We start from the raw sequence: 24,288 nt of genomic DNA on the forward strand, positions 1-24,288 counted from the left end.
GTCTGAACGACCGCGTGCGCCGCGACCCCGCGGGCGATCGCGGATCACGGACGGCCGCTCAGAACCCGACCTCGAGCGTGGCGCCCAGCGCGGTGTCGGTGCGCACCTTGCCCGGCGCCGGCGCCGAGTCGTAGGCCACCTGGTACGACACGCCGAAGCTCACCGCCTCGAACAGGCGGCTGGTGAGCTTCGTGAGCGACCGCGCCTGCCAGCGCTCGCCGTCGGTGACGTTCGCGAGCACCTCGGCCTCCTGCACCAGCTTCACCTGCTCGGAGAAGCCGTAGCGGAACGCGAGGCCGGCGCGCGGCGCCACCGCCTCGACGTCGGGCAGGTCGCCCTCGGGCGCGACGTCCGTCGCGTAGTACTGCCAGCGCGCGTCGTACGTGTAGCGCACGCCCAGGTCGGTGCGGAGGAACAGCTCGCCCCCGGCGTCCGGCTTCCGGTCCAGCCACAGCCAGCCGGCGCCGCCCTCGCCGTACGCCCGGTACTCCAGGCTGGCCACGTGGTCGGTCTCCGCGCCGCCCAGCGCGAAGACGGTGACGTGCTCGGCCACCTTGCGGTCGGCACGGAGCTGGCCGGTGGCGCCGAGCGCCACGGTCTGCGCCGGCTCGTCGCGGCTGGCCGGGCGCGTCCGCCCGTACACGCCGGTCGCCTTCCCGGCCAGGATCCACCCGCCCGCCTCGCGCTGCGCGCTCGCCGCGCCGTTCATCGTCGTGGTCTCGGCGTTGCCGGTGAGGACGATCACCCCCGCGCCCACCACGCCCGACCACTCCGGCCCCGGCTTCGCCGGCGCGTCCGCGACGGCCAGCGCCGGCGCGAGCAGCGCCACCCACGGTGTCAGCCTCATGCGTTCCTCCTCGTCGCACCGTGATACCCGGCGGGCGGCGGTCCGGGCAACCGGTCGCAGCGCCGCGGCGCACCGCGAGACCGCGCGACCGTTCGCGACGCCCGCGCGGCTGGCGCCGCGGGCGCGCACGCGGTACGAAGGCCGACGCATGTCCACGCCCAGCCCCTCGCCCGCGTCCGGCTCCGAGCCCCTGCGCGCCCCGCTCGCCGCGCTGCTCCCGCCCGAGGGCGCGCCGCCGCTCGCGCCCGACGCGGTGCTCGATCGCTTCGTGTCCTGGGTCGCGTCCACCGGGCTCGAGCTCTACCCGCACCAGGAGGAGGGCATCCTGGCGCTCCTGGACGGCAACCACCTGGTGCTCTCGACCCCGACCGGCTCGGGCAAGTCGCTGGTGGCGACGTTCCTCCACTTCCAGGCCATGGCCGCCGGGCAGCGGTCCTTCTACACCTGCCCGATCAAGGCGCTCGTCAACGAGAAGTTCTTCGACCTGTGCCGGCTGTTCGGCCCCGAGAACGTGGGCATGATGACCGGCGACGGCGCGGTGAACCGCGACGCGCCCATCGTCTGCTGCACCGCCGAGATCCTGATGAACCTGGCGGTCCGCGAGGCGGAGTCGTCGGTGGACGCGGTGGTGATGGACGAGTTCCACTACTACGGCGACCGCGAGCGCGGCGTGGCCTGGCAGGTGCCGCTGCTGGTGCTGGAGCGGGCCCGCTTCCTGCTCATGTCCGCCACGCTCGGCGACACGCGCGCCATCGAGGCCTCGCTGCGCGAGGTGACGGGCCGGGAGGTGGCCGCGGTCCGGAACGCGGCGCGGCCGGTGCCGCTCGAGCACGAGTGGCGCGAGACGCCGCTGCACGAGACCATCGAGGAGCTGGTCTCGTCGAGCCGGGCGCCCATCTACCTCGTGAACTTCACCCAGCGCGCCGCCGCCGAGCAGGCGCAGAACCTCATGAGCGCGAACTTCTCCTCGAAGGAGGAGAAGGCGCGCATCGCCGAGGCGCTGGCCGGGGCCCGCTTCGACTCGCCCTACGGCAAGGACCTGCAGCGCTTCCTGCGCCACGGGATCGGGCTGCACCACGCCGGCCTGCTCCCCCGGTACCGGCTGCTCGTCGAGAAGCTCGCGCAGGGCGGGCTGCTGAAGGTGGTCTCCGGGACCGACACGCTGGGCATGGGCGTCAACATCCCCATACGCACGGTGCTGTTCACCCAGCTCTGCAAGTTCGACGGGACGAAGACCGCCATCCTGACCTCGCGCGACTTCCACCAGATCTCCGGGCGCGCCGGCCGGAAGGGCTTCGACGAGCGCGGCTACGTCGTGGCGCAGGCGCCCGAGCACGTGGTCGAGAACAAGAAGCTCGCGGAGAAGGCCGCGGCCGGGAAGAAGGTCGTCAAGAAGCAGCCGCCCACCAAGGGCTACGTGCACTTCGACCGGAACACGTTCCAGCGGCTGCAGGAGAAGGAGCCCGAGCCGCTGGAGAGCCGGTTCGAGCCGACGTTCGGCCTGCTCGTGAACCTGCTGCAGAGCGAGACCACGCGGCGGGGCGGCGGCTACGGGCGGCTCGTCGAGATCATCGCCCGCTCCCACGGCAACGGCTACGTGCGCGCGCGCCACCGGCGCGCCGCGGCCCAGCGCTTCCGGACGCTCCGCGCGGCCGGCCTGGTGGAGGTGCGGCGGATCGAGGGCTACCGCGGCGCCTACCTGCGCCCCGCGCCCGGCCTGCAGCGCGACTTCTCGCTGTTCCACACGCTCGCGCTGTACCTGCTCGACACGCTGCCCGCCATCCCGCGCGAGCGCGAGACCTACGCGCTCGACGTCCTCTCCATGGTGGAGTCGATCCTGGAGGACCCGGACGTCATCCTCTGGAAGCAGCTCGACCGCGCCCGCGGCGAGGCCGTCGCCGAGATGAAGGCGCGCGGCATGGAGTACGACGAGCGCATGGCCGAGCTGGAGAAGGTCGAGTACCCGAAGCCGAACCGCGACTTCGTCTACGCCACCTTCAACGAGTTCGCCGCGAAGCACCCGTGGGTCGGCGCCGAGAACATCCGCCCGAAGTCGGTGGCGCGCGAGATGGTCGAGCGGTTCATGACGTTCGCGGACTACGTGCGCGAGTACGAGCTGCAGCGCTCCGAGGGCGTGGTGCTGCGCTACCTGTCGGAGACGTACAAGACGCTGGTCCAGACCGTCCCGGAGACCTACCGCGACGACGCGCTCCTCGACGTGATCGCGTTCCTGCGCGCGACCGTGCGCGGGGTGGACTCCTCGCTCATCGACGAGTGGGAGCGCATGCGCGACCCGTCGTACCAGGCCGTGGCGGTGGACGCCCGCGCGGCCGTGGCCGGCACGCTCGGTCCGCCGCCGGTCTGGGCCGACCCGCGCGCGTTCGCGGCCCGGATCCGCAACGAGCTGCACGCGCTGCTCGTGGCGCTCGCGCGGAAGGACCACGCCGCGGCGGTGGCGGCGCTCGCGCCCGGCGCGGAGTGGACGCCGGCCACGCTGGAGGCGGCCATGGCGCCCTACTGGGAGGCGCACCCGCGCATCGACGTGACCCCCGCCGCGCGCCGGCCGCACAACACCTTCGTGAAGGAGCTGGGGCCGCGGCGGTGGGAGGCGGTGCAGCGGATCGTGGACGAGGCCGGCGAGGTGGACTGGGCCGTCACCTGCGAGATCGACCTCACCGAGCCGCCCCGCGATCCCGACCAGCCGCTGCTCGCGCTGGTCCGCGTCGGCACCTAGGGCGTCGCGCGGGCTAGGGCTGGAACGCCGCCGGATCGATCCGGGCCGGCAGCTCCACCTTCTCGAGCACGGTCTCGCCGGTGGTCTGGCCGTTCGCCCAGTTGCCCTCGCGGAACGCCACCAGCACGCCGTCCACGGCGCGGAAGTCCGAGTAGGTGGTGACGAACTCGACCGGCCCGCCGCCGCGCGAGGCGCCGCGCGAGCGGAGGATCCGGCCGGTGGCCGGGTCGATGCCGGCCTCCACCACCACGCCCGGCGCGACCTCCAGCGCCAGGACGCGCAGCGTCGCCCCGTCCACCTCCCACGCCCCGCGGTCCTCGAGCTTGTTCTCCCAGGCGGCGAGCAGCGCCGGCAGGTCGAGGCGGGAGGCCTGCAGGATCATCGACATGAGGAACGGGCCGCCCACCTCCTCGCCGAAGCGCCAGCCGCGGCCGCCGTCCAGCACCCGCACCTCCACCGGCGCGCCGGGGAACGCGATCTCGACCCGCAGCTTGCCCGAGCGCTGGTAGACGCGGGTGATGCGCCCGGGCTGCCCGGGGTGCAGCAGCGAGGTGACGGTGCCCTCCTCGCGGAGGCGGGCGAGCCGGACCACCGCCTTCTTCCCGCCGTACGCCGCCACGCAGCGCTCCACCAGCGCGTGGACCCCCGCCCGGCCCTCCGCCCGCGCCTCGGCGTCCGGCCGCGCGCCGGCCGGGGCGGCGGGCGCGCCGGCGGCAGGCAGGGAGGGGGCGGCGGCGAGGACGAGCGCGGCGAGCGCGAGCGCTGCGGTGGGCACGGGAGACCTCCGGGTCGGACGGCGGGGCGGCCGCCAGTGTCGTGGCTGGACGGGCGGAAGGCAACCGCGGCGTGCCCGCGCGGCGCACCGGGGCCACCGTGATCCGGCGTGACCGAGCTCCTCGGCTGGCTCAGCTCCGCGGTGCTGCTCGCCACGCTCGCCCGGCAGGTGCACAAGCAGTGGCGGGAGGGCACCGGCGCGGGCGTGTCGCGCTGGCTGTTCGCAGGGCAGACCACCGCGTCGGCCGGGTTCACCCTCTACAGCCTGCTCGTCGGCAACTGGGTGTTCGTGGTGACGAACGCGCTCATCCTGGCGAGCGCGATCGCGGGGGTGGCCATCACGGTGCGGCAGCGGCGGGCCCGTCCGCAGGGTACGTGACGCGCCGCCCCTCCACCCGCGCGAAGGGCGTGAGCCGGTGCGGGCGCGTCCGCCCGGGGCCGGTGACGTGCTCCACCACCACGCCGCGCGCCAGGAGCGCGTCGGCCACCAGCGAGCGGTGGCAGCGCCAGGGCACCGCCTCGGCGCAGACCAGCGCCACCGGCCCGCGGCGCGCCAGCTCGCGCAGCTCCAGCAGCCCCTCCTCGAACTCCGGCGTGCCCATGTAGTCGGCGTAGCCGCGGAAGCTGGCGTTGCGCCAGGCGCCGTTCGGCGAGTCGCGCCGCGCGTGGCGCAGGCCGCCGAGCCGCGGGAGGTGCGCGTAGCCGATCCCGGCCGCCGCGAGCGCGGCCCGGAGCCCGGGCCCCTCGTACTGCGGGTTCGCGCGCGAGCGCGGGATGGTCCGGATGTCGGCCACGGTGACGGCGCCGACCGAGCGCAGCAGGTCGAGGAACGCCTCGATGGGCCGGGTGGAGTGCCCGAGCGCGAGCACGCGAAGCCCGCCCCAGCCCGGCGCCGCCCTGCGGCGCGGCGCGTCCGCCGACCCGGCCGATCCCCGTGAGGCCACGGACGGTTGCATGCCGCCGCGGCGGCGCCGGCGCACGGCCCCGGCGGCCGCGTCCCGGCCGGAACCCTTCCGCCCGGTCCCGGCTCCCACCCCACCATGAGTGCCTCCACCGAGACGACTCCCACGATCGAGGTGACCGACGCAGCGCGCACCGCGCTCCTCGAGCACCTCTCCCGCGACCCGCACAGCCGCTACGTGCGCATCCACGTCGGCCATGGTTGAGGTGGCATCAGCTACCAACTGACTCTGGACGAGTCGGCCGACCCCGAGCGCGACGCGCTCATCGAGCAGGACGGGATCACCTTCCTCGCGGAGCACCGCCAGAAGCACCTCATCCCGGGGCTCCGCATCGAGGTGCAGAAGGTGTTCGGGCGCGAGGGCCTGGTCGCCTGGAACGCGGCCTGGGAGGGCGGCGCCTGCTGAGGTCGGCGGCCCCGGGGCGCGGCGGCGCTTGACGCTTCCCAGCCCTTGCGGTTGACAAGGACCGGCCCGAGGGCCGATACCCGTCCTCCGACCATGCAACCGAAGCCTCGGGAAGGTCCGCGCTGGGCGCGCGGGCAGAAGTTCACGCTGTCGCTCGCCGGGCGCGACGCCGAGGAGGCGTACCGCGCGGCGGTGCTCGACGCGCGTGGCGCCGGGCGTGCGGTGCTGGACACGGCGCTGGCCGGCTGGGCCTCGCCGCGCGCGGTGGAGCCGGGTGACGGCGTGCTGCTGGGCGAGCTGAAGGGCAAGCCGCGCGGGCTCTCCGACCTGGGCCGCGCGCTCGAGGACGCCGGGATCCCCGGCGCCGAGGTGCGGGCCGCGCTCGACCGGCTGGTCCGCGCCGGCCTCGCCGAGCTGGTCCCGCTCGCGTCGCAGCTCGAGGCGCAGCGCGCGCCTCCGCCCGTCACCGGGCGCTGGTAGCGCGGCGCCTCACTCCCACCCGCGCCGCGAGGCCTTCCGCTCGCCGCGCCGCTTCTTCTCGGAGAGGCGCCGCTCCTTCGCGCCGCGCGTCGGCTTGGTGGGCCGGCGCGGCTTGGGCCGGTGCGCGAGCGGCTGGAGGCGCGCGCGCAGCCGCTCCAGCGCGGCGCCGCGGTTCTGAAGCTGGCTGCGCCGCTCGGTGGCGGTCACCGTGATGGCGGTGGGCCGGTGCACCAGCCGCACGCCGCTCTCGGTCTTGTTGCGGTGCTGGCCGCCGGGCCCGCCGCCCACGAAGAAGCTCTCGTCGCACTCGGCGAGCAGCGCCTCGTCGGAGAGCGCGAGCGCCCGGCGGGCCTCGGCCCGCAGCGCCTCGGGGACGGTCATCTCCGGGCGCTCCATCCGCAGCCTCGGCTCGGCGCGGGCACGCGTGGGCGGCTTGCCTGCATGCGCATTGCTACACCGGCTCCGGGCGCGCGGCCAGCGCCGCGAGGGCGATGCCACCCGCCGCGACATCCCCGCACCCGCCACCGCGGGAGCGCCCCACGCCCCGAGACGGACGCGCTCGGCGAGTGGCCGATCGGCCGGCCGCCGGGTCGAGTCGTCACACCACCATGGCGCTCCCCCACCCGCACAGGCTCGGCCTCACCGTCCTCGCGCTCGTCCTCGGCACCGCCGGCCTGATGGCGTACAAGGTGCGCGCGCTCGGCTACCGGCTCGCGGACATCCTGCCGGTGCGCCAGTACGAGGTCACCTACGCGCTCGAGCTCGACGGCCACGGCGGCGACGTGCGCGTCCGCAGCTTCCTGCCGTCGAGCGACGCGCACCAGACCATCTCCGAGGAGCGCGACCAGACCTCCGGCCTGCACCTCTCGCAGTCGATGGATGGGCCGAACCGGGTGGCCACCTGGAGCGGCGCCGACGTGCCCAACGGCGCGCGCATCCGCCACGCGTTCAAGGTGCTCCCGCGCCGCGTGTCCTACGACCTGCCCGCCGGGCTCGAGGTGCCCGCCGCCTACCCACCCTCGGCGGCCGCCTGGCTCCGGCCGGAGAAGGACATCCAGGTGGACGCGCCGGAGATCCGCGCCACGCTGCAGCGCATCGGCGCCGATCAGGGCGGCGTGGTGGAGCGGCTCCGGCGCATCCACGCGCTGGCCGCCTCGCTGCAGCCGCGGCCGTTCAAGGGGACCACCGACGCGCTCACCGCGCTGCGCCTGGGCGAGTCGAGCTGCAACGGCAAGAGCCGGCTGTTCGTGGCGCTGGCCCGCGCGGGCGGGATCCCGGCGCGGCTGGTGGGTGGCCTCATCCTCGAGCCCGGCGCGAAGCGGACCTCGCACCAGTGGGTGGAGGCCTGGGTGGCCGGGCACTGGGTGCCGTTCTGCCCGACGAACGGCCACTTCGCCGAGCTGCCCGAGCGCTACCTCACGCTCTACGTCGGCGACGAGGCGCTGTTCCGCCACACCGCCGACGTGAACTTCGACTACCGCTTCGAGACGCACGGCGCGCTGGTGCCGTCGCCGCAGGCGAAGGCGACGTTCACGCTGTTCGACGTGTGGGGGCTGTTCGACCGCCTGCGGCTCCCGTTCGCGCTGCTCCGCACCGTGCTGATGCTGCCGGTGGGCGCGCTGCTGGTGGTGCTGTTCCGGAACGTGGTGGGGATGCCGACGTTCGGCACCTTCCTGCCGGCGCTGCTCGCCGCCTCGGCGGGCGAGACCGGCGCCGGGTACGGCGTGCTGGCGGTGCTGCTGGTGGTGGCGGCGGTCGCGGCGGTGCGCTGGGGGCTCACCCGGCTCGAGCTGCTCCACTCGCCCACGCTCGCGATCCTGCTGGCGGCGGTGGTGCTGACGCTGCTCACCACCTCGATGATCGCGGAGCGCGCCGGCATCGCGCAGCTCACCCGCGTCACCATGTTCCCGATCGCCGTGCTCGCCATCTGCGCCGAGCGCTTCTACCTGTCGCTCACCGAGCACGGGGCGCGCGCCGCCGGCAAGGAGCTGGCCGGGACGCTGGTGGTGATGCTGGCGTGCCACGCGGTGATGAGCTCGCTGGCGCTGCAGGTGCTGGTGATCGGCTTCCCCGAGGTGCTGCTGCTGGTGGTGGCGGCGAACGTGTACCTGGGGCGCTGGGTGGGGATGCGGCTCAGCGAGTACCGCCGCTTCCGCGGGCTGCTCGGGGGCGCGGCGTGAGCGCGCTGTCGCGGGCGGCCGCGCGGGTCCGGGGCGTGGTGGCCCGGCGCGCCGAGGTGTACGGGATCAACCGGCGCAACCTGGCGCTGGTCTACCCGAACAACGCGCGGCGCCACTACCCGCTCGCCGACGACAAGCTGCTCGCGAAGGAGCGGTTCCAGGCCGCCGGCGTGCCGGCGCCGGAGACGCTGGCGGTGTGCGAGGGGCTGTACGCCGTGCCCGGCGTGGTGGAGGCGCTGCGCGGGCGCTCGCAGTTCGTGGTGAAGCCCGCGAACGGCGCCGGGGGCGGCGGCATCCTGGTGGTCGGCGAGTGGGACGCTTCGGCCGGCAGCTGGCGGAGGGCCGGCGGCGAGCCGCTCTCGCCGGGCAGGCTCGGGCGCCACCTCGCCGACGTGGTGTTCGGGGTCCACTCCAGCCAGCTCGAGGACCGCGCGTTCGTGGAGCGCCGCGTGGCGCCGCACCCGCTGTTCGCCGGCCTGTGGGGCGACGGCCTGTGCGACCTGCGCGTCATCACGCTCCGGACGTCGCCGGTGATGGCGATGATCCGCGTCCCCACCGCCGAGTCCGGCGGGCGCGCGAACCTGCACCAGGGCGGGCTCGGCATCGCGGTGGACCTCGCCACCGGCCGGACCTTCCGCGCCCTCCACCGCGGCCGCGCGGTGGAGCGCCACCCCGAGTCCGGCGCGCCGCTGCTCGGGCTGGAGGTCCCGGCCTGGCCGGCGGTGCTGGACGTCGCGCGCCGCGCCGCCGCGGCGGTGCCGCTCGGCTACCTGGGGGTGGACGTGGTGGTGGACGCCGGGGCGCGCCCGCTGGTCCTCGAGATCAACGCGCGGCCCGGACTGGAGATCCAGAACGTGAACGGCCGCGGGCTGGGGCCCGCGCTGGCGGCCGCGCTCGACGGGAGGGCGGCGTGAGCCCCGGTGATCGCCTGGCGCTGGACCGGCTCTGGCCGATGCTGCTCGGGCTCGCCGCCCTGGTGGCGGGCGCGCTCGCGCTGGAGGCCTGGGCCGGCCGGCGCGGCAACGAGCCGCTCCGCATCGCGGTGGCCGACGAGGCGGTCCCCGCCGGCGAGGACGAGGAGGCCTCCGGCGACGCGCCCGACGGACCGGAGGCGCCGCCGGTCTCCGAGGCGCACGCCCGCGCCCGCACCGCGGCGCGCCGGGCGCTCTACGCGGACGCGATCCCGCTTTACGAGCAGGCGCTGCGCGATCGCCCCGACGCCCCCGCGCTCGAGGCGGAGCTGGGCGCGTGGCTGCTCGCCGCCGGCCAGCCGGAGCGCGCGCTGCCGCACCTCGCCCGCGCCGACCAGCTCCACCCGGAGCCGGCCACGGCGCTCCGCCTCGGGCTGGCCCGGGCCCGCCTGGGCGATCGCGAAGGCGCCGAGCGGGACCTCCGCCGCGCGCTGGCCCAGCGGCCCTCGTCGGGCGCGGTCCGCATCGCGCTCGGGACGCTGCTGCGCCGGCGCGGCGCGATCGCCGAGGCGGTGGCGCTGCTCGAGCCCGCCGCCGCGGCGGGCTCCAACGAGGAGCGCGCGCGGGCGCTGGTGGCGCTCGGGGCCGCGCACCTCGCGGCCGGCCGCCGCGCCGAGGCGGGCCGCGCCTTCGAGCAGGCGGTGCTGTACGCGCCGGCGCGGGTCGAGATCCGCCTGGGCGTGGCCCGCGCCTGGCTCGGCGGCGACGCCGGCGACGCCGAGCGCGCGCTGTCGGTGCTGGCGCGCGCCGCCGATCTCGCGCCCGACGTGCCGGCGGTGCACGCCGCGCTCGGGCGCGCCCGCGAGCGCACCGGCGACGACGCCGGCGCGGCCGAGGCCTACGAGCGCGCGCTCCGCCTCGACCCCTCGAACCGCTACGCGCGGCGCCGCGTGCTGCGCCTCGCGCTCGCGGCCCGCGACTTCGCGCGGGCCCGGCACGAGGCCGACCGGCTGGTGGCCGACGGGCCGGAGGTGGCGGAGCACCACTTCCTCGCCGCCCTGGTGGCGGACCGCGACGGCCGCCCGGCCGACGCGCGCCGCGCCTACCGGCGGGCCATCGAGGTCGCGAAGGGCGAGTACCCGGAGGCCTGGCTGAACCTGGGCGTGCTGGAGAAGGGCGAGGGCGACCTCGCCGCGGCCCGCGCCGCGTACCAGCGGGCGCTGGAGCTGCGACCCGGCTACGGCGCCGCGCTCGTCAACCTGGGCAAGCTGGAGGAGGCCGCCGGCGACGCCGCGGCGGCGGAGGCCGCCTACCGCCGGGCGGTGGAGCTCGATCCGCGGCACGCGCCGGGCTGGCTCGCGCTCGGCCAGCTCCAGTCCGACGCGCGCCGCCTCGACGAGGCCGTCGCCTCGCTCCGCCGCGCGCTGGAGGCGCGCCCCGGCTACGACGCCGCCGAGCTGTCGCTGGGCGTCACCGCCGCGCGCGCCGGGCGCACCGCCGAGGCCATCGCCGCCTACCGCCGCGTGCTGGCCCGCTCGCCGCGGTCGGCCACCGCCTGGTACGACCTCGGCCTGGCGCTGCTCGACGCCGGCGACCCGCGCCAGGCGGGCGACGCGTTCCGCCAGGCGGCCTCCATCGACCCGGACCACGTGCCGTCGCGGCGCAGGACGGCCGAGCTGGAGCTCGCCTCCGGCCGCGTCGCCGAGGCCCGGGCCCGCTTCGAGGAGCTGCTCGACCTCGTGCCCGGCGACGTCCCGGCCCGCGCCGCGCTCGCCGAGATCGCCGCCCGCGAGGGCGACCGCGCCGGGTGCGAGGCCCGCGCGCGGGCGCTGCTCGCCGAGGCGCCGAAGGATGCCGCCGTGGCGCCGCTCCTCGCGCGCTGCACCACCCTCGCCCCGCGCGCCGCCGCCCGCTGAGCCTCCCTCCCCCGCGTTCCCCCGGAGCCCCGATGCCACGCCCCGCCGCACTCGCCGCCCGCCTCGCCGTCGCCGCCCTGCTCGCCACCGCCGCCTGCGGCGGAGGCGGAGGGGGTGGCGCCAGCGGCCCCGGCGGCGTGCCGCTCGACGCGTCCCGCCCCGGCGACGCGCTGCTCATCTCCGCGCTCGGCCACTACGACGCCGCCAACGCGCTGGCCGCCGCCTCCCGCGCCGCCACCGATCCGGCGGTCGCCGCCGCGAAGGCGGCGGACGCCATCGCCGAGTACCGCCTGGCGCAGGCGGACCTGCGGCGCCTCCCGGTGGAGTTCCCGCAGTCCATCCGGCTCGACAACGCGGCCTACCTCGACGGTCGCTGCAGCTACGAGGTGGGGACGCTCTCCGCGGACCCCGCCGACTTCGCCGACGCGCGCGACCGGCTCGACGCCGCCGAGGCGGCGTTCCCCGCGTCGCCGCTGCTGGACGCGGTCGCCTACTTCGAGGGGCGCGCCCGCTTCCAGCTCGCGGCCATCGCGCAGGCGTCGGCCGGCGCCTCCACCGCCGCGGTGCAGGCCGGCTACGCGGCCGCGTGGGACGAGTTCCGGCGCTCCCGGCAGGCCAGCGCCGCCGGCACCTGGGCCGACAACGCCGCCTACTACCTGGGCCGCGCCGACTACGAGCTCGGCTACCTCGCCGTCCACCCGCTCGAGACCGGCGCGGTCGCGCCGGCGGACGGCACGCCGGAGCAGGCCGCCGCGGTGGCGAGCTTCGACCGCGCCGAGGCGGAGCTCGCCGCGGTCCCCGCCGCCTCCAGCTACTTCGACAACGCCCGCTACTACCTGGGCCGCAGCCACTTCGAGGAGCCGTCCGACTCGACCGCCGCCGGCTGGCAGGCGCTCCGGACCGCCTCGCTCGACGCCGCCGTCGCGGCGTTCGGCCAGGTCCTCGGGATCCCGGGCAGCTTCTACCGCGACGCGGCGCAGTACTGGCGCGGACGCGCGCACCAGTCGCTCGCGGTCTACGCCGCCGACCCGGCGCCCGAGCTGGGCGCGGCCTCGGCGGACTTCCACGCGGTGATCGCCGGCGCGAGCAGCTGGCGCGACAACGCGCTCTACCACGTGCTGAAGGCGTACCTGGCCTGGCCCGCGCCCGGCCCGTACTGCTCCGCCCTGCGCCCGGGCGACGCGTCGCCGGCGAGCGCCTGCGCCGCGTCCGGCGCGCTCTCCACGCTGGTCGCGAGCGACCCGGCCTTCGCCGCCAGCACCTACCCCGCGCTCGCCGCGTCGGCGCTGTCCGCCGCCGGCTGCGCCTGCCCCTGAGGTGAAGCCATGAACCTGCTCCTCTCGCTCGCCGCCGGCCTCGTCCTCGCCGCCCAGGGCGCCGCCCCGGCCCCCGACGCGCCGGACGGGACCGACGCCCCCCGCACCCGCCGCGCCGCCCGCCGCGACGCGTCCGGCTGGACCCTCGACGCCCGCCTCGGCGCCTACGCCGGCGCGTTCGACGGCATGGGCGTGCGGCGCGACTCCGGCGGCCTCGGCATCGTGGAGGGCGCGCTCGCGCCCGAGTGGCGCGGCGGCGACTGGACCGTCGGCGTCCCCCTCCGGCTCGCGCACCGCCAGACGTTCGGCGCGGACCTGTCCGAGACCACCGGCGCGCTGGACCTGACCGCGGAGCGCCGCCTCACCCGCAGCTTCCGCGCTGGACCCGAGGTCGGCGTGTCCGGGGCGTACCGGCCCGGCTGGCCCGACCTGTACCAGCGCGCGCCGGGCGGCGCGCTCGCCTCCACCGACCGGTTCGGCTACCTCGCGTGGCACGTCGGCGGCCAGCTCTGGGCGCGCCCGCTGCCGCGCAGCCACCTGCGGCTCCACTACCGCTACGTCTCGTACGCGTACCGGGGCGAGGCGGCCTTCCAGCCGGACGTGAACCCGATGCACCTCACGCCCCGCGACAACGTCCAGCACCAGGTGGACCTCTCCTGGCGCTACCTCGGCGGCGAGTCCTGGGCGGCCGCGTTCCGGCTCGACTACACCCACCGTCACGACCTCGACCTGCTGGCCCGCAACGCCGGGACCGGCGGGACGAGCGGCTACACCAACCCCGACCAGAAGCTGAGCAAGCTGGAGCCGTCGGTGGAGGTGGAGCTGAAGCGGCTCGGTGGCCAGCTGGACGCCTCGCTGCGCTGGGGCTACGTGGTGCAGGACGATCCGTTCCAGGGCTACTACTCGTACTCCGGCCAGCACCCCCGCCTCGACCTGGACTGGACGGCGACCGGCCGGCTCACGCTGGAGGGCCGGGTGGAGGCGTGGCTGCTCGAGTACGGCGCGAACGGCACCAGCCCCGCCCGCCTCGACTCCGGCTCCCGCCGGTACGACCGCCGGGTGGCGCTCCGCGCCGGCGCGCGCTACGCGCTCACGCCGGCCGTGTCCGCGGTCGCCGAGGCGGAGTGGGTGAAGCGCGACACGAACTACCCGGACTACGTGCCCGACCCGGCCACCGACGCCGGCTACGACATCCGGTTCGACTACGAGAACGTCCGCGCCATCGCGGGCGTGGAGTGGCGGCTGTAGCGCCCGGAGGCGGGCCGCGCGGTCCGGGCCTCCCCCCGGGCCTTGCCGCGCGGCCCCGCCCGTTCCCCGTGGTACCGTGGCCGGCGTGTCCCGGCGAGGCGCCTCCCCCGACGATCCGCGCCGCTGGGTGTTCAACCGCCTGGCGGAGGACTATGCCGTCCGGCCCGGCTACCCGGCGTCGCTGACGGACCGGCTGGCGGCGCTCGCCGGCGCGCCCGGCGCGCGGGTGGCGGACCTCGGCGCCGGCACCGGGCACCTCGCCTGCGCGCTCGCCGCCCGCGGCCTGCGCGTCTCGGCGGTCGAGCCCGCCCGCGCCATGCTGGACGCGCTCGCGGCCGCGCCGGCGCCGGCCGGCCCGGCCGTCGAGCCGGTGCACGCCGCCGCCGAGCAGACCGGCCTCGCGGCGGGCGCGTTCGCGCTCGTGGTCATCGCCGACGCGCTCCACTGGATCGACCCGGACCGCGGCGCTCGCGAGGCCGCGCGCCTGCTCGCGCCGGGCGGCGCGCTGGCGGTGGTCACGCCGCGCCTCGCGGACACGCCGTTCCTCCGCGCGCTCGGGGAGCGCATCGCGCAGGCGAACTTCAAGGCCCGCCCGCGCCCGCCGCCGGTGGGGCTGTTCTTCTCGGTGGCCGGGCTCCCCGCCCCCGCGGTCGAGCCGTTCGAGGACGAGGTTCGGCTCGAGCCCGACGCGCTCGACGCGGTGCTGCGCTCGCTCTCCTACGTGGGCCCGGCGCTCGGCCCGGCGGCGCTCGAGGCGCTGCTGGCGGACGCCCGCGCCCTCGCCGCGGGGCACGGCGGCGCCGCCTGGCGGCGCGAGATCACGCTGGCGTGGGCCCGTGATCCCCGCTCGCCCTGAGCGTCCCTCGACTCCGCGCGGCCCGGTGGCCGCGCTGCGCGCGCGATGAGCGGAGGCTCGGGATGAGCGGCCGGGTTCGAGGGGTCACCCGCCCAGGCGCGGGTGCTCCTCGCGCCAGCGCGCCACCGCCTCCAGCCGCTGCGGTCGCTCCAGCTCGAGGTGGCGCCGGATGGGCGCGTCCAGCCGGCGATCGAGCAGCAGGTGCGCGCTCCAGGTCTCGGCCGGCTCGAAGCCGCGGGCCAGCTTGTGCTCGCCGCCCGCGCCCCCCTCGAAGCGGCGCACGCCGCGGCGGATGCACTCGTCGATCGAGTGGTACAGCGCCACGTTGAAGTGCAGGAACGGGTGCTGCTCGACGCAGCCCCAGTAGCGGCCGTAGAGCGCCTCGGCGCTGGCCAGGTTGAACGCCATCCCCACCAGCCGCCCCTCCCGCCGCGCCTCGACCACCTCGACCGCGTCCGGCAGCCCGCCGAACACGCGCGCGTAGAACGCGCGGTTCACGAAGCGCATGCCCCAGGCCATCTGGTCGGTGGAGGCGCGGTGCAGCGCGAAGCAGTCGCGCGCCCAGCCCTCCGGATCCCGCGACAGCTCGTCGCCGCGCACGGTGCGGATCGCGATCCCCTGGCGCTCCGGCGCGGCCTTCTCGCGGCGGATGGCGTTCCGGCGCTTGGAGGGAAACGCCGCCAGGAACGCCTCCGGGTCGGCGTATCCGGCGTTGCGCCAGTGGTACTGGAAGTCCACGCGGAGCGCGAGGCCGGCCTCCTCCAGCTCGCGCGCCTCGTCCGCGCCCGGGAACAGCACGTGGAGCCCGTGGAGCCCCTCCTCCGCGCAGAGCCGCCGCGCCCGCTCCAGCAGGGCCCGCACCAGGGCGGCGCGGTCCTCGCCGGCGGCCACCAGGAAGCGGCGCCCGGTGGCGGGCGTGAACGGCACCCCGAGGACGAGCTTCGGGTACCAGGGGAGGCGCGCCCGCGCCGCCGCCGCCGCCCACTCCCAGTCGCGCCCGAAGTCGCCGTCCGAGCTCTCGCGCACGTACGCGAACGCGGCCGCCACCATCCGGCCGTCGCGCCGGGCCACCAGGTGCCGCGGCGCCCAGCCGGTCCGAGGGGTCGCGCAGCCGCTCTCCTCGCACGCGGCCAGGAACGCGTGGCGGGCGAACGGGCTGGCGCGCTCGGGCTCGTGCTCGAGGAGCGCGTCCCAGTCCTCGGGGCGGAGCTCGGAGATGGAGCCGTGGACGGACAGGGTCAGGCCAGACACCGACCGTTCATAGCCGCCGCGGCGCCGACGGCGCAATGCGCCACGCCCCGCGGTTCGCCCCGACAGGGCCCGCCCGCGCCCCGATCCTCGGGTCGCAACCCGTCGAGCCGCCCATTACTAGGTTGCACCCATAATGCGCTTCGCGACGCTACGTGACGGCAGCCGCGATGGGCGGCTCATGGTGGTCCGCCGGGATGGCGAGGCCCTCCTCGACGCCGGCCCCGCCGCGAGGACGTTGCAGGACGCGCTCGACCGGTGGGAGGAGGCGGAGCCGAAGCTCCGGGCCCTCGCCGAGTCGCTGGACGCGGGGCGCGCCGCCGGCGTCCCGCTCGATCCGCGCGCGCTCCACTCGCCGCTGCCGCGGGCCTACGAGTGGGTGGACGGCTCCGCGTACCTCAACCACGTGCGCCTGGTGCGCAAGGCGCGCGGCGCCGAGCCGCCCCCCACGCTCGAGACCGACCCGCTCGTGTACCAGGGCGGCTCGGGCGTCCTCCTCGGGCCCACCGACGACCTCCCGCTCCCGGATCCGGCCTGGGGCCTCGACCTCGAGGGCGAGGTCTGCTGCATCCTCGGCGACGTGCCCCGCGGCACCCGCGCCGCCGACGCGGGCCGCCACGTCCGGCTGCTCTGCCTCGCGAACGACGTCACGCTGCGCAACCTCGTGCCGGGCGAGCTCGCGAAGGGCTTCGGCTTCTTCCAGTCGAAGCCCGCCACCGCGTTCTCGCCGTTCGCGGTCACGCCGGACGAGGTCGGCCCGGCCTGGCGCGACGGCCGGCTGCACCTGCGCATGACGGTGCGGTGGAACGGCCAGGTGGTGGGCACGGTGGACGCCGGCCCGGAGATGCACTTCTCCTTCTTCCAGCTCCTAGAGCACGTGGCCCGGACCCGCGGGTTCACCGCGGGCACGATCCTCGGGAGCGGCACCGTCTCGAACGCCGATCGCGCCCGCGGCTGGTCCTGCATCGCCGAGCAGCGCGCCCTCGAGATGATCGACGGCGGCGCGCCGCGCACGCGCTTCCTCGCCGCCGGCGACACCGTCGGGATCGAGGTCCGCGACGGCGAGGGCCGGAACGTGTTCGGCACCATCTCGCAGCGGGTGCGCGCGCCATGACCCTCCGCCTCTACTCCTACTGGCGCTCCTCCTCCGCCTGGCGCGTGCGCCTCGGCCTCGCGCTGAAGGGCCTCGCGTACGAGTATCGCGCCGTGGACCTGCTCGCGCAGGAGCAGTTCCAGGCGCCGCACCAGGCCCGGAACCCCATGTCGCAGGTGCCGGTGCTGGAGGTGGAGGAGGACGGGCGGACGCACCTGCTGGTGCAGTCCATGGCCATCCTGGAGTGGCTGGAGGAGCGCCACCCCGAGCCGGCCCTGCTGCCGCCCGACCTGTGGGGCCGCGCCCGTGTGCGCGCGCTCGCCGAGCACGTGAACTCCGGGACGCAGCCGATGCAGAACGCGCTCGTGCTGCGGATGCTGCGCGAGAAGGTGCCGGGGTGGGACCGCGAGTGGGCCCGGTTCTTCATCGCGCGCGGGCTCGCGGCCCTGGAGACCGCGGTCCGGGACGGCGCCGGCCGCTTCTCGCACGGCGACGCGCCCACCCTCGCCGACTGCTACCTCGTGCCCCAGCTCTACAACGCGCGCCGCTTCGGGCTCGACCTCGAGCCCTACCCCACGCTGCGCCGCGTGGACGAGGCCTGCGCGGCGCTCGCGCCGTTCCAGGCCGCCCACCCCGACCGCCAGCCCGACGCGCCGCCGCCCGACCGGAGGACCCCATGACCTCGCAGAAGACGCAGCTCGAGCCGCTCGGCATCGTCCGCATCGAGGGGCTGCACTACTACGTGCACGACCTCGAGCGCAGCCGCCGCTTCTACACGCAGAAGATGGACTTCGCGGAGGTGGCCCGCAGCGCGCCCGCGCTGGAGCGGGAGGGCCGGCAGCGCTCGGCGGTGTTCGAGGCGGGCGACGTCCGGGTGGTGTGCTCGGAGCCGGTGGGCGAGGGCGGCCGCGCCTGGCGCTGGCTGCGCAAGCACCCCGACGGCGTGGGCACGGTGGTGTTCCAGGTGGAGGACGCGGACCGCTGCTTCCGGCTGCTGGAGGAGCGCGGGGCGACGCCCATCACCGACGTGCAGGAGCACCGCGACGACGGGGGGACGCTGCGCACGTTCAACATCACCACCCCGCTCGGCGACACCACCTTCCGCTTCGTGGAGCGCCGCGGCTACCGCGCCGTCTACCCGGGCATCGAGCCGCTCGCCGCGCCGGAGGGCGGGCGCAACGCGTTCGGCTTCGGCCACGTGGACCACCTCACCAACAACTTCCAGACCATGAAGCCGGCGCTCCTGTGGATGGAGCACGTCATGGGCATGGAGGAGTTCTGGGAGGTCGAGTTCCACACCAAGGACGCGGCCGGCGCGCGCCGGGCCGCGCTCGAGGCGCAGAAGGGCTCGGGCCTGCGCTCGGTGGTGATGCGCGAGCCGCGCTCCGGCGTGAAGTTCGCGAACAACGAGCCGTGGCGCCCCGCGTTCAAGTCCTCGCAGATCAACGTCTTCAACGAGGACCACCGCGGCGACGGCGTGCAGCACGCGGCGCTGACGGTGCAGGACATCCTCTCCTCGGTGCGCGGCCTGCGCGGCCGCGGCGTGGAGTTCATGCCCACCCCGGCGACGTACTACGAGGCGCTGCCGGAGCGGATCCGCAGCACCGGCATCGGCCGGATCGACGAGGACCCGCGCGTGCTGCAGGAGCTCGAGATCCTGGTGGACGGCGCCGGCGACCACTCCTACCTGCTGCAGATCTTCCTGCGCGACGCGGCCGGCCTGTACCACGAGCCCGACGCCGGGCCGTTCTTCTTCGAGATCATCCAGCGCAAGGGCGACCAGGGCTTCGGCGCGGGCAACTTCCGCGCGCTGTTCGAGTCCATCGAGCGCGAGCAGGTGAAGGAAGGGCGGGCCTGAGCGGATGCTCGACCGGATCGTCCAGGGAGAGGTGCCGCGCAAGCACCACCTCGCGTTCCGCGACGCGGAGGGCCGGCTCCTCCACGAGGAGGCGTACACCCGCGCCGGCTTCGACGGTCCGTACGCCCTGCTCTACCACCGCAACCGGCCGCACGCGGTCCACGCCGCCCAGGCCCGGAACGGCTTCCCGCTGCCGCAGCCCGCGCCGGCGCGGGCGCTGCTGAAGCGCCACTACCGCACCCAGGACCTCGCGGCGCGCGGCGGGCCGCCGGTGGACGCGCGGCGCCCGCTCCTGTTCAACGCCGACGTGGTGGTCGGCCTGGTGACGCCCACCTCCGAGGACCCGGTCTACTTCGCGAACGGCGACGGCGACGACCTCTACTTCGTCGCGGAGGGCGGCGGCCTGCTGCGCTCGCCCATGGGCGACCTGCGCTTCGGGCAGCACGACTACGTCTACGTGCCGAGGGGCCTGCTGCACCGGTTCGTGCCCGACGCCGGGCCGCAGCGCTGGCTGTCGCTCGAGTTCCCCGGCGGCATGCACCTGCCGGCGCAGTGGCGGAACGAGACCGGCCAGCTCCGCATGGACGCCCCCTACTCCCACCGCGACTTCCGGCGGGTGGAGCTGAAGGGCCCGGTGGACGAGGGCCTCCGCGAGCTGGTGGTGAAGCGGGCCGGGGCGTTCCACGGGTTCCGCTACGACGCGTCGCCGCTCGACGTCGTCGGCTGGGACGGCGCGCTCTACCCGTTCGCCTTCCCCATCCTGAACTTCCAGCCGCGGGCCGGGCTGGTGCACCTGCCGCCGACGTGGCACGGCACCTTCGCGGCGCGCGGCGCGCTGGTCTGCTCGTTCGTGCCGCGGATGACCGACTTCCACCCGGAGGCCGTGCCCTGCCCGTACCCGCACGCCTCGGTGGACGTGGACGAGATCCTGTTCTACGTGCGGGGGGAGTTCACCAGCCGCCGCGGCGTCGGCCCGGGCTCGATCTCCCACCACCCCGCCGGCACCATGCACGGCCCCCACCCCGGCGCCTACGAGGCGTCGATCGGCACGCGCAGCACGAACGAGCTGGCGGTGATGCTCGACTGCTACCTGCCGCTGCAGCCCACGGCGATCGCGCTCGGCATCGAGGACCCCGGCTACCAGGAGAGCTTCGTCGGCTGACGCGGCGCCCCTCCCCCCGGCGGCGCGCATCCGCTATGGTGCCCCGCCATGCCCTTCCGCGTCGCCCGCCCGCCCACGCCGCCGGTCACCCGCTACCGCGGCCTCGTCGAGCACCTCGGCTTCCGCCTGAAGCGCTACGCGTCGGTCGAGGCCGGGGAGCCGTTCGCGGAGGAGCGCTTCCGGAGCGGCCGCGGCCTGGCGCTGTCGGCGCTCCCCGAGCCGGCGGTGCAGCACGACCGGCCGGGCGTGGGGCTCGTCCTCGAGCACCAGCTCCCGGAGCTGGACCGGGTCACGATCGCGTGGTGGGACCGCGAGCGCGAGCTGCCGCTGCGCGTGATCGTGGGCGACGACGCCGGCTGGCGGCCGGCGCGCGAGGGCGAGTCGCTCTGCGTGTGGGATCTGGCGATCGTGGCCGCGGAGCGCGACGCCTACCTCGAGACCGTGCTCACGCCCGGCGGCGGCGGGATCGACGCGTACCTGGCGCGCGCCTGGGACGGCGCGCTGCGCGGCTGACCGGCGGCGCGCGCCCGCCCGCGGCCGCCGGACGGCCGCGAGCGGTGGCGCCGGACGGGCTACTTCCCCTCGACGGCCTTCCGGGTCTCCTCGGCCTTCTCGGCCGCCTCGGCGGCCTTCTCGTCGCCCCTGGCGGCGGCCGCCTTCGCCTTCACGGCCGCGTCGGACGCCTTCTCGTCGGCCTTCTGCCCCGCCTTCACGCCGGCGGCCTTCGCCTTCGCGGCCGCCTGGTGGCCCTTCTTCTTGCCGTGCGCGGACGCGGCGGCGGCCTTCTCCTGGCCCTTCGCGGCGGCGGCCTCGGCCTTCGCCTTGCCCTCGGCGACCCCCTTCGGCTCGCCGACCGGCGCCATGGCCTCGCCGCCCGCCGCCTGCTCCTGCTGCATGGCCTCCGCGGCGGACTTCGCCTCGAGCGCCTTCGCCTCGGCGGCGGTCCGGTGCGATCTCACCTTCGCGGCGGCGGCGTCCTTCTTCGCGCCGGCCTTGGCCTCGGCCTGCTTCACCTCGCCGTCCGCCTTCGCGGCGGCGGCGGTGGCGTGCTCGGTGGCGTGCGCGTCGGCCTTCGCCCTGGCGGCGTCGACGTCGGCGCTGGACGGCATGGACGGGACCTGCGCGCGGGCGGTGCCGGCGAGGGCGAGGGCTGCGACGGCGGCTGCGAGCATGAGGCGCATGGCGGGACTCTCCGTGGGACGGGTGCACTGCGCGTGGAACCGGAACCCCGGCACGCTAGCACCCGCCCACGGGTCACGCCACCGCCGTCGCGTCCGCCTGCGCTTCGCGGGAGACGCTCAGGGGTGCGGCGCGGACGGGCTACGCCGCGCCGCCGGCGCCGCGCGCCATCTCCAGCAGGCGCTGCGTGGAGATCGGGATCTTCAGGCCGCGGCCGCCGTTCTCGAGGAACAGGCGCAGCCCGTAGTCGTAGTGGCGCTTCACCGCGTTCAGGATCGACTCGTGGAGCGGCTGGAGCGCCTCGGGCGTCGGCTCCGCCATCTCGAAGTCCTCCATCCCGAACAGCGAGATGATGTAGCGGGTCTCGAGCTTCTTGAAGCGGATCTCGAGCAGGATCGAGTCGCGCCCCTTCGGCTCCTCCAGCGCGAGCCGGAGCCCGACGTGCCAGAAGCCGTCCTCGCCGAGGTGGATGGCGTCCTCGATCTTCTGCGTGGGCTCGCCGTTCGCGCCGGGCGACACCGGCTCGTAGCCGACCAGCTCCCGCGGCCAGCCCGAGTACTCGATGAGCCCGCGCGAGAGCGTCGCGGCGAACAGCACGCACTCGGAGCGGTAGCCGGCGAACCCGGCGCGCGCCTGCTCGAGCGACTCACACAGATCCTGGTAGCGGCTGCGGCTCATGCGCTTCCTCCCGTGCTTGGGCGGCCGAACGCCCGGTCGAAGGGCCGGCAGGGTAACACGCGCGGGCGCCCGCGCGCGCGTCCCGGCGCGGCGCCACCCGACGCAGCGCGCCGCCTTCTCCTGTCCAGAATTCCGGCGGGGGCTAAGATGCGCGCCATGTCCATCGTCCCCTCTACCTGGGGTGGCCGGCCCGTGTGGGCCGAGATCGACCTCGACGCCCTCGCCCACAACGTTCGCCTCCTCGCCGCGCGTGCCTCGCCGGCCCGCCTCTATGCCGTGGTGAAGGCGAACGCCTACGGGCACGGCGCGGTGGCGTGCGGGCGGGCAGCGCTCGAGGCGGGCGCCCACGGCCTCGCGGTGGTGTGCGTGGACGAGGCCGAGGAGCTGCGCCGCGCCGGGGTGGAGGCGCCGCTGCTCGTCATCGGGAACACCCCGGCGAGCGACGCGGCGCGGGTGGTCGCGCTCCGCCTCCGGCCCGCCGTCGGCGCCATGGACCTGGTGGAGGCGCTCTCGGCCGAGGCCCGCCGCCGCGGCGCGGAGGTCCCCATCCACCTCGAGCTGGAGAGCGGGCTGAACCGCCACGGCCTTTCGCCCGACGCGCTGGTCGCCCTGGCCGAGCGGGCGCGCGCGCTCCCCGGCCTCCGGGTCGAGGGCCTGTTCACCCACTTCGCCGCGGCCGAGGAGGGCGACCAGCGCTTCACCCGCGCCCAGTTCGAGGTGCTGCGCGAGACCTCGCGCCGGCTGCCGTGGGTGCCCGAGCGCCACTGCGCCGCCTCGGCCAGCATCCTGCTCGACCACGAGATGGCGCTCGAGGCGGTCCGGGGCGGGCTCTCGCTGTACGGCTACCGCCCCGCGCCCTGGTGCGGCACCGACGCCGACCTGCGCCCGGTGATGTCGCTCCGCGCCCGGGTGGCGCGCGTCTCGGACGTGGACCGCGGCGCCACCGTCGGCTACGGCCGGACCTGGGCCGCGAACCGCCCCACCCGCGTGGCGCTGGTGATGTGCGGCTACGCCGACGGGTACCGGCGCAGCTTCGGCAACCGGACGCAGGTGCTGGTGCACGGCCGCCGCGCGCCGGTGGTGGGCCGCGTCGCCATGGACATGTGCATGGTGGACGTCACCGCGGTGCCCGGCGTGGCCGCCGGCGACGTGGTGACGCTCATCGGCCGCGACGGCGACGAGCGGGTGGACGCGGACGACCTCGCCACCATCGCCGACACGATCTCCTGGGAGATCCTGGCCGGCATCTCCGCCCGCGTGCCGCGCCTCTACCTGCGCGGCGGGCGCGCGGTGGAGGCGAGCACGCTCGTCGATCGGGCGCCAGTCGCGATCTAGCCGCGCCTCCCCGCTACACCGGCTCGAGCCAGCCGTGCGGATCCGGCGCCTCGCCGCGCTGGATGGCGTGCACGGCCGCGCGCAGCCGCTCGCCGACCGACTGCGGGCCGGGCGCGGGGAGGACGAGCTGCCGGCCGTCCCAGGCGAGCTCGCCGATGGGCGCCACCACCGCCGCGGTGCCGGTGCCGAACAGCTCCTCCAGCGCCCCGGCGGCGTGCGCGCGCTCCAGCTCCGCCAGCGAGACCCGGCGCTCCTCGACCGGCACGTTCCAGTCGCGCAGCAGGGTGATGACGCAGTCGCGGGTGATGCCGGCGAGGATGGTGCCCTCGAGCGCGGGGGTGACCACGGTCGCCCCGAGCTTCGCGAACACGTTCATGGTCCCGATCTCCTCGAGATCGGCGTGCCGGGCGGCGTCGAGCCAGAGCACCTGGTCGTACCCGTGCGCCTTCGCCTCCTCGCCCGCGAGCAGGCTGGCCACGTAGTTCGCGGCCGCCTTGGACGCGCCGATGCCGCCCTGCGCCGCGCGGGCGCGCGCCCGCTCCACCCAGATGCGCAGCGCGTGGGCGCCGCCGGAGAAGTAGGCGCCCACCGGCGAGACGATCACGAGCAGCGTGTACGTCTTGGAGGGCCGCACGCCCAGGAACGCCTCGGTCGCGAACATCACCGGCCGCACGTACAGCGCGGTGCCGGGCGACTCCGGCAGCCAGCCCGCGTCGGTGCGGAGCAGCGCGCGGATGCCCTCCAGCACGACGCCCGGCTCCGGCGGCGGCATGCTGAGCCGGCGCGCGCTCGCCGCGAGCCGCGCCAGGTTCGCCTCCGGCCGGAACAGGCGCATGCCGCCGTCGCGGTGCCGGAACGCCTTCAGCCCCTCGAAGATGGCCTGCCCGTAGTGCAGCACCGAGGCGGCCGGATCGATCGAGAGCGGCCGGTACGGCTCGACCCGCGGCGCGTGCCAGCCCTTCCCCTCGGACCAGTCGATCCGGAACAGGTGGTCGGTGAAGTGGCGGCCGAAGCCGAGGTCGGCGTCGGCGGGGTGCGGCTTCGGGCTGCGGGTGCGCTCCACGGGGATGCCCATCGTGTCCTCCGCTCGCCCGGTGCTACACTGG

24 protein-coding genes are annotated in these 24,288 nt (G+C 76.2%); 16 read left to right on the forward strand and 8 right to left on the reverse strand.

Translation table 11 applies throughout. The features are described 5' to 3' along the window. Positions 1 to 58: 58 nt before the first annotated feature. Positions 59 to 847 carry a DUF481 domain-containing protein gene (locus ANAEK_RS17565; RefSeq protein ID WP_012527471.1) on the reverse strand — a complete coding sequence of 263 codons (789 nt, stop codon included), beginning with the start codon at positions 845 to 847 and terminating at the stop codon, positions 59 to 61. A gap of 148 nt (positions 848 to 995) precedes the next feature. Between ANAEK_RS17565 and ANAEK_RS17570 the strand changes: the two genes are divergently transcribed. Beyond that, a complete protein-coding gene (locus ANAEK_RS17570; protein ID WP_012527472.1) occupies positions 996 to 3,581 on the forward strand; it encodes an RNA helicase in 2,586 nt (861 codons plus the stop codon). 13 nt (positions 3,582 to 3,594) lie between these two features. On the opposite strand, the gene ANAEK_RS17575 is transcribed toward ANAEK_RS17570, so the two are convergent. Next, a complete protein-coding gene (locus ANAEK_RS17575; RefSeq protein ID WP_012527473.1) occupies positions 3,595 to 4,356 on the reverse strand; it encodes a hypothetical protein in 762 nt (253 codons plus the stop codon). Positions 4,357 to 4,464: 108 nt separating this feature from the next. Between ANAEK_RS17575 and ANAEK_RS17580 the strand changes: the two genes are divergently transcribed. Next, positions 4,465 to 4,734 carry a hypothetical protein gene (locus ANAEK_RS17580; protein WP_011422456.1) on the forward strand — a complete coding sequence of 90 codons (270 nt, stop codon included), beginning with the start codon at positions 4,465 to 4,467 and terminating at the stop codon, positions 4,732 to 4,734. On the opposite strand, the gene ANAEK_RS17585 is transcribed toward ANAEK_RS17580, so the two are convergent. After that, complete coding sequence (locus ANAEK_RS17585) at positions 4,694 to 5,299, reverse strand: DUF488 family protein (RefSeq protein WP_232288263.1); 606 nt, start codon at positions 5,297 to 5,299, stop codon at positions 4,694 to 4,696. The genes ANAEK_RS17580 and ANAEK_RS17585 overlap by 41 nt on opposite strands. Before the next feature lie 96 nt (positions 5,300 to 5,395). Here ANAEK_RS17585 and ANAEK_RS23550 point away from each other — a divergent pair, with 96 nt between their 5' ends. Together ANAEK_RS23550 and ANAEK_RS17590 are read left to right on the forward strand one after the other, a co-directional pair. Then, positions 5,396 to 5,521 (forward strand): hypothetical protein, encoded by a 126-nt coding sequence (locus ANAEK_RS23550; protein WP_255344368.1) that lies wholly within the window; start codon positions 5,396 to 5,398, stop codon positions 5,519 to 5,521. Between the two features lie 294 nt (positions 5,522 to 5,815). Then, entirely contained in the window at positions 5,816 to 6,202 is a 387-nt protein-coding gene (locus ANAEK_RS17590; RefSeq protein ID WP_012527475.1) for a hypothetical protein, read from the forward strand. 9 nt (positions 6,203 to 6,211) lie between these two features. Here ANAEK_RS17590 and ANAEK_RS17595 read toward each other — a convergent pair whose 3' ends face one another. Then, positions 6,212 to 6,583 (reverse strand): peptide chain release factor-like protein, encoded by a 372-nt coding sequence (locus ANAEK_RS17595; RefSeq protein ID WP_041454262.1) that lies wholly within the window; start codon positions 6,581 to 6,583, stop codon positions 6,212 to 6,214. A gap of 227 nt (positions 6,584 to 6,810) precedes the next feature. Between ANAEK_RS17595 and ANAEK_RS17600 the strand changes: the two genes are divergently transcribed. From ANAEK_RS17600 to ANAEK_RS17625, 6 genes are all read left to right on the forward strand, one after another. Continuing rightward, positions 6,811 to 8,382: a 7TM domain-containing protein gene (locus tag ANAEK_RS17600; protein WP_012527477.1), complete on the forward strand. Its 1,572-nt coding sequence runs from the start codon at positions 6,811 to 6,813 to the stop codon at positions 8,380 to 8,382. After that, positions 8,379 to 9,296 carry a sugar-transfer associated ATP-grasp domain-containing protein gene (locus ANAEK_RS17605; protein ID WP_012527478.1) on the forward strand — a complete coding sequence of 306 codons (918 nt, stop codon included), beginning with the start codon at positions 8,379 to 8,381 and terminating at the stop codon, positions 9,294 to 9,296. The genes ANAEK_RS17600 and ANAEK_RS17605 overlap by 4 nt, the downstream gene beginning before the upstream one ends. Further along, a complete protein-coding gene (locus ANAEK_RS17610) occupies positions 9,293 to 11,209 on the forward strand; it encodes a tetratricopeptide repeat protein (RefSeq protein WP_012527479.1) in 1,917 nt (638 codons plus the stop codon). Before ANAEK_RS17605 ends, ANAEK_RS17610 begins: the two co-directional genes overlap by 4 nt. A 32-nt stretch (positions 11,210 to 11,241) precedes the next feature. Beyond that, on the forward strand, positions 11,242 to 12,525 hold the full coding sequence (locus ANAEK_RS17615; RefSeq protein ID WP_012527480.1) for a hypothetical protein: 1,284 nt from the start codon (positions 11,242 to 11,244) through the stop codon (positions 12,523 to 12,525). Between the two features lie 9 nt (positions 12,526 to 12,534). After that, positions 12,535 to 13,773 carry a hypothetical protein gene (locus ANAEK_RS17620; RefSeq protein ID WP_012527481.1) on the forward strand — a complete coding sequence of 413 codons (1,239 nt, stop codon included), beginning with the start codon at positions 12,535 to 12,537 and terminating at the stop codon, positions 13,771 to 13,773. A gap of 85 nt (positions 13,774 to 13,858) precedes the next feature. Next, a complete protein-coding gene (locus ANAEK_RS17625) occupies positions 13,859 to 14,629 on the forward strand; it encodes a class I SAM-dependent methyltransferase (RefSeq protein WP_012527482.1) in 771 nt (256 codons plus the stop codon). A gap of 84 nt (positions 14,630 to 14,713) precedes the next feature. Here ANAEK_RS17625 and ANAEK_RS17630 read toward each other — a convergent pair whose 3' ends face one another. Continuing rightward, complete coding sequence (locus tag ANAEK_RS17630; protein ID WP_012527483.1) at positions 14,714 to 15,880, reverse strand: GNAT family N-acetyltransferase; 1,167 nt, start codon at positions 15,878 to 15,880, stop codon at positions 14,714 to 14,716. A gap of 133 nt (positions 15,881 to 16,013) precedes the next feature. Between ANAEK_RS17630 and ANAEK_RS17635 the strand changes: the two genes are divergently transcribed. Genes ANAEK_RS17635 through ANAEK_RS17655 form a run of 5 tightly spaced genes read left to right on the forward strand, consistent with a single transcriptional unit; the run spans position 16,014 to position 20,503 of the window. Then, the gene (locus ANAEK_RS17635) at positions 16,014 to 16,991 is read left to right on the forward strand and encodes a fumarylacetoacetate hydrolase family protein (protein WP_012527484.1); all 978 of its coding nucleotides are present in this window, start codon (positions 16,014 to 16,016) and stop codon (positions 16,989 to 16,991) included. Then, a complete protein-coding gene (maiA, locus tag ANAEK_RS17640; protein WP_012527485.1) occupies positions 16,988 to 17,650 on the forward strand; it encodes a maleylacetoacetate isomerase in 663 nt (220 codons plus the stop codon). Before ANAEK_RS17635 ends, maiA begins: the two co-directional genes overlap by 4 nt. Continuing rightward, on the forward strand, positions 17,647 to 18,828 hold the full coding sequence (locus ANAEK_RS17645; protein WP_012527486.1) for a 4-hydroxyphenylpyruvate dioxygenase family protein: 1,182 nt from the start codon (positions 17,647 to 17,649) through the stop codon (positions 18,826 to 18,828). The genes maiA and ANAEK_RS17645 overlap by 4 nt, the downstream gene beginning before the upstream one ends. Positions 18,829 to 18,832: 4 nt before the next feature. Next, a complete protein-coding gene (locus tag ANAEK_RS17650; protein WP_012527487.1) occupies positions 18,833 to 19,990 on the forward strand; it encodes a homogentisate 1,2-dioxygenase in 1,158 nt (385 codons plus the stop codon). Positions 19,991 to 20,038: 48 nt separating this feature from the next. Next, positions 20,039 to 20,503 carry a hypothetical protein gene (locus tag ANAEK_RS17655; RefSeq protein WP_012527488.1) on the forward strand — a complete coding sequence of 155 codons (465 nt, stop codon included), beginning with the start codon at positions 20,039 to 20,041 and terminating at the stop codon, positions 20,501 to 20,503. A 59-nt stretch (positions 20,504 to 20,562) separates the two neighbouring features. Here ANAEK_RS17655 and ANAEK_RS17660 read toward each other — a convergent pair whose 3' ends face one another. After that, positions 20,563 to 21,171, reverse strand: coding sequence for a hypothetical protein (locus ANAEK_RS17660; RefSeq protein WP_012527489.1), 609 nt, complete (start codon positions 21,169 to 21,171; stop codon positions 20,563 to 20,565). 139 nt (positions 21,172 to 21,310) lie between these two features. After that, on the reverse strand, positions 21,311 to 21,847 hold the full coding sequence (locus ANAEK_RS17665) for a hypothetical protein (RefSeq protein WP_011422475.1): 537 nt from the start codon (positions 21,845 to 21,847) through the stop codon (positions 21,311 to 21,313). Between the two features lie 156 nt (positions 21,848 to 22,003). On the opposite strand from ANAEK_RS17665, the gene alr reads away from it, so the two are divergent. Then, entirely contained in the window at positions 22,004 to 23,182 is a 1,179-nt protein-coding gene (gene alr, locus ANAEK_RS17670) for an alanine racemase (RefSeq protein ID WP_041454111.1), read from the forward strand. Between the two features lie 13 nt (positions 23,183 to 23,195). On the opposite strand, the gene ANAEK_RS17675 is transcribed toward alr, so the two are convergent. Next, on the reverse strand, positions 23,196 to 24,257 hold the full coding sequence (locus ANAEK_RS17675) for a branched-chain amino acid aminotransferase (RefSeq protein WP_012527491.1): 1,062 nt from the start codon (positions 24,255 to 24,257) through the stop codon (positions 23,196 to 23,198). Between the last annotated feature and the right edge of the window lie 31 nt (positions 24,258 to 24,288).

This window comes from Anaeromyxobacter sp. K (assembly GCF_000020805.1).
In the GTDB taxonomy this organism is placed as follows: Bacteria; Myxococcota; Myxococcia; order Myxococcales; family Anaeromyxobacteraceae; genus Anaeromyxobacter; species Anaeromyxobacter dehalogenans.

Bases quoted from the DNA above. Each gene is read 5' to 3' on its own strand.
- ANAEK_RS17565 (WP_012527471.1), bottom strand. From the start codon at position 847: ATGAGGCTGACACCGTGGGTGGCGCTGCTCGCGCCGGCGCTGGCCGTC.
- ANAEK_RS17570 (WP_012527472.1), top strand. From the start codon at position 996: ATGTCCACGCCCAGCCCCTCGCCCGCGTCCGGCTCCGAGCCCCTGCGC.
- ANAEK_RS23550 (WP_255344368.1), top strand. From the start codon at position 5,396: ATGAGTGCCTCCACCGAGACGACTCCCACGATCGAGGTGACCGACGCA.
- ANAEK_RS17590 (WP_012527475.1), top strand. From the start codon at position 5,816: ATGCAACCGAAGCCTCGGGAAGGTCCGCGCTGGGCGCGCGGGCAGAAG.
- ANAEK_RS17595 (WP_041454262.1), bottom strand. From the start codon at position 6,583: ATGACCGTCCCCGAGGCGCTGCGGGCCGAGGCCCGCCGGGCGCTCGCG.
- ANAEK_RS17600 (WP_012527477.1), top strand. From the start codon at position 6,811: ATGGCGCTCCCCCACCCGCACAGGCTCGGCCTCACCGTCCTCGCGCTC.
- ANAEK_RS17615 (WP_012527480.1), top strand. From the start codon at position 11,242: ATGCCACGCCCCGCCGCACTCGCCGCCCGCCTCGCCGTCGCCGCCCTG.
- ANAEK_RS17620 (WP_012527481.1), top strand. From the start codon at position 12,535: ATGAACCTGCTCCTCTCGCTCGCCGCCGGCCTCGTCCTCGCCGCCCAG.
- ANAEK_RS17635 (WP_012527484.1), top strand. From the start codon at position 16,014: ATGCGCTTCGCGACGCTACGTGACGGCAGCCGCGATGGGCGGCTCATG.
- maiA (WP_012527485.1), top strand. From the start codon at position 16,988: ATGACCCTCCGCCTCTACTCCTACTGGCGCTCCTCCTCCGCCTGGCGC.
- ANAEK_RS17645 (WP_012527486.1), top strand. From the start codon at position 17,647: ATGACCTCGCAGAAGACGCAGCTCGAGCCGCTCGGCATCGTCCGCATC.
- ANAEK_RS17650 (WP_012527487.1), top strand. From the start codon at position 18,833: ATGCTCGACCGGATCGTCCAGGGAGAGGTGCCGCGCAAGCACCACCTC.
- ANAEK_RS17655 (WP_012527488.1), top strand. From the start codon at position 20,039: ATGCCCTTCCGCGTCGCCCGCCCGCCCACGCCGCCGGTCACCCGCTAC.
- ANAEK_RS17660 (WP_012527489.1), bottom strand. From the start codon at position 21,171: ATGCGCCTCATGCTCGCAGCCGCCGTCGCAGCCCTCGCCCTCGCCGGC.
- ANAEK_RS17665 (WP_011422475.1), bottom strand. From the start codon at position 21,847: ATGAGCCGCAGCCGCTACCAGGATCTGTGTGAGTCGCTCGAGCAGGCG.
- alr (WP_041454111.1), top strand. From the start codon at position 22,004: ATGTCCATCGTCCCCTCTACCTGGGGTGGCCGGCCCGTGTGGGCCGAG.
- ANAEK_RS17675 (WP_012527491.1), bottom strand. From the start codon at position 24,257: ATGGGCATCCCCGTGGAGCGCACCCGCAGCCCGAAGCCGCACCCCGCC.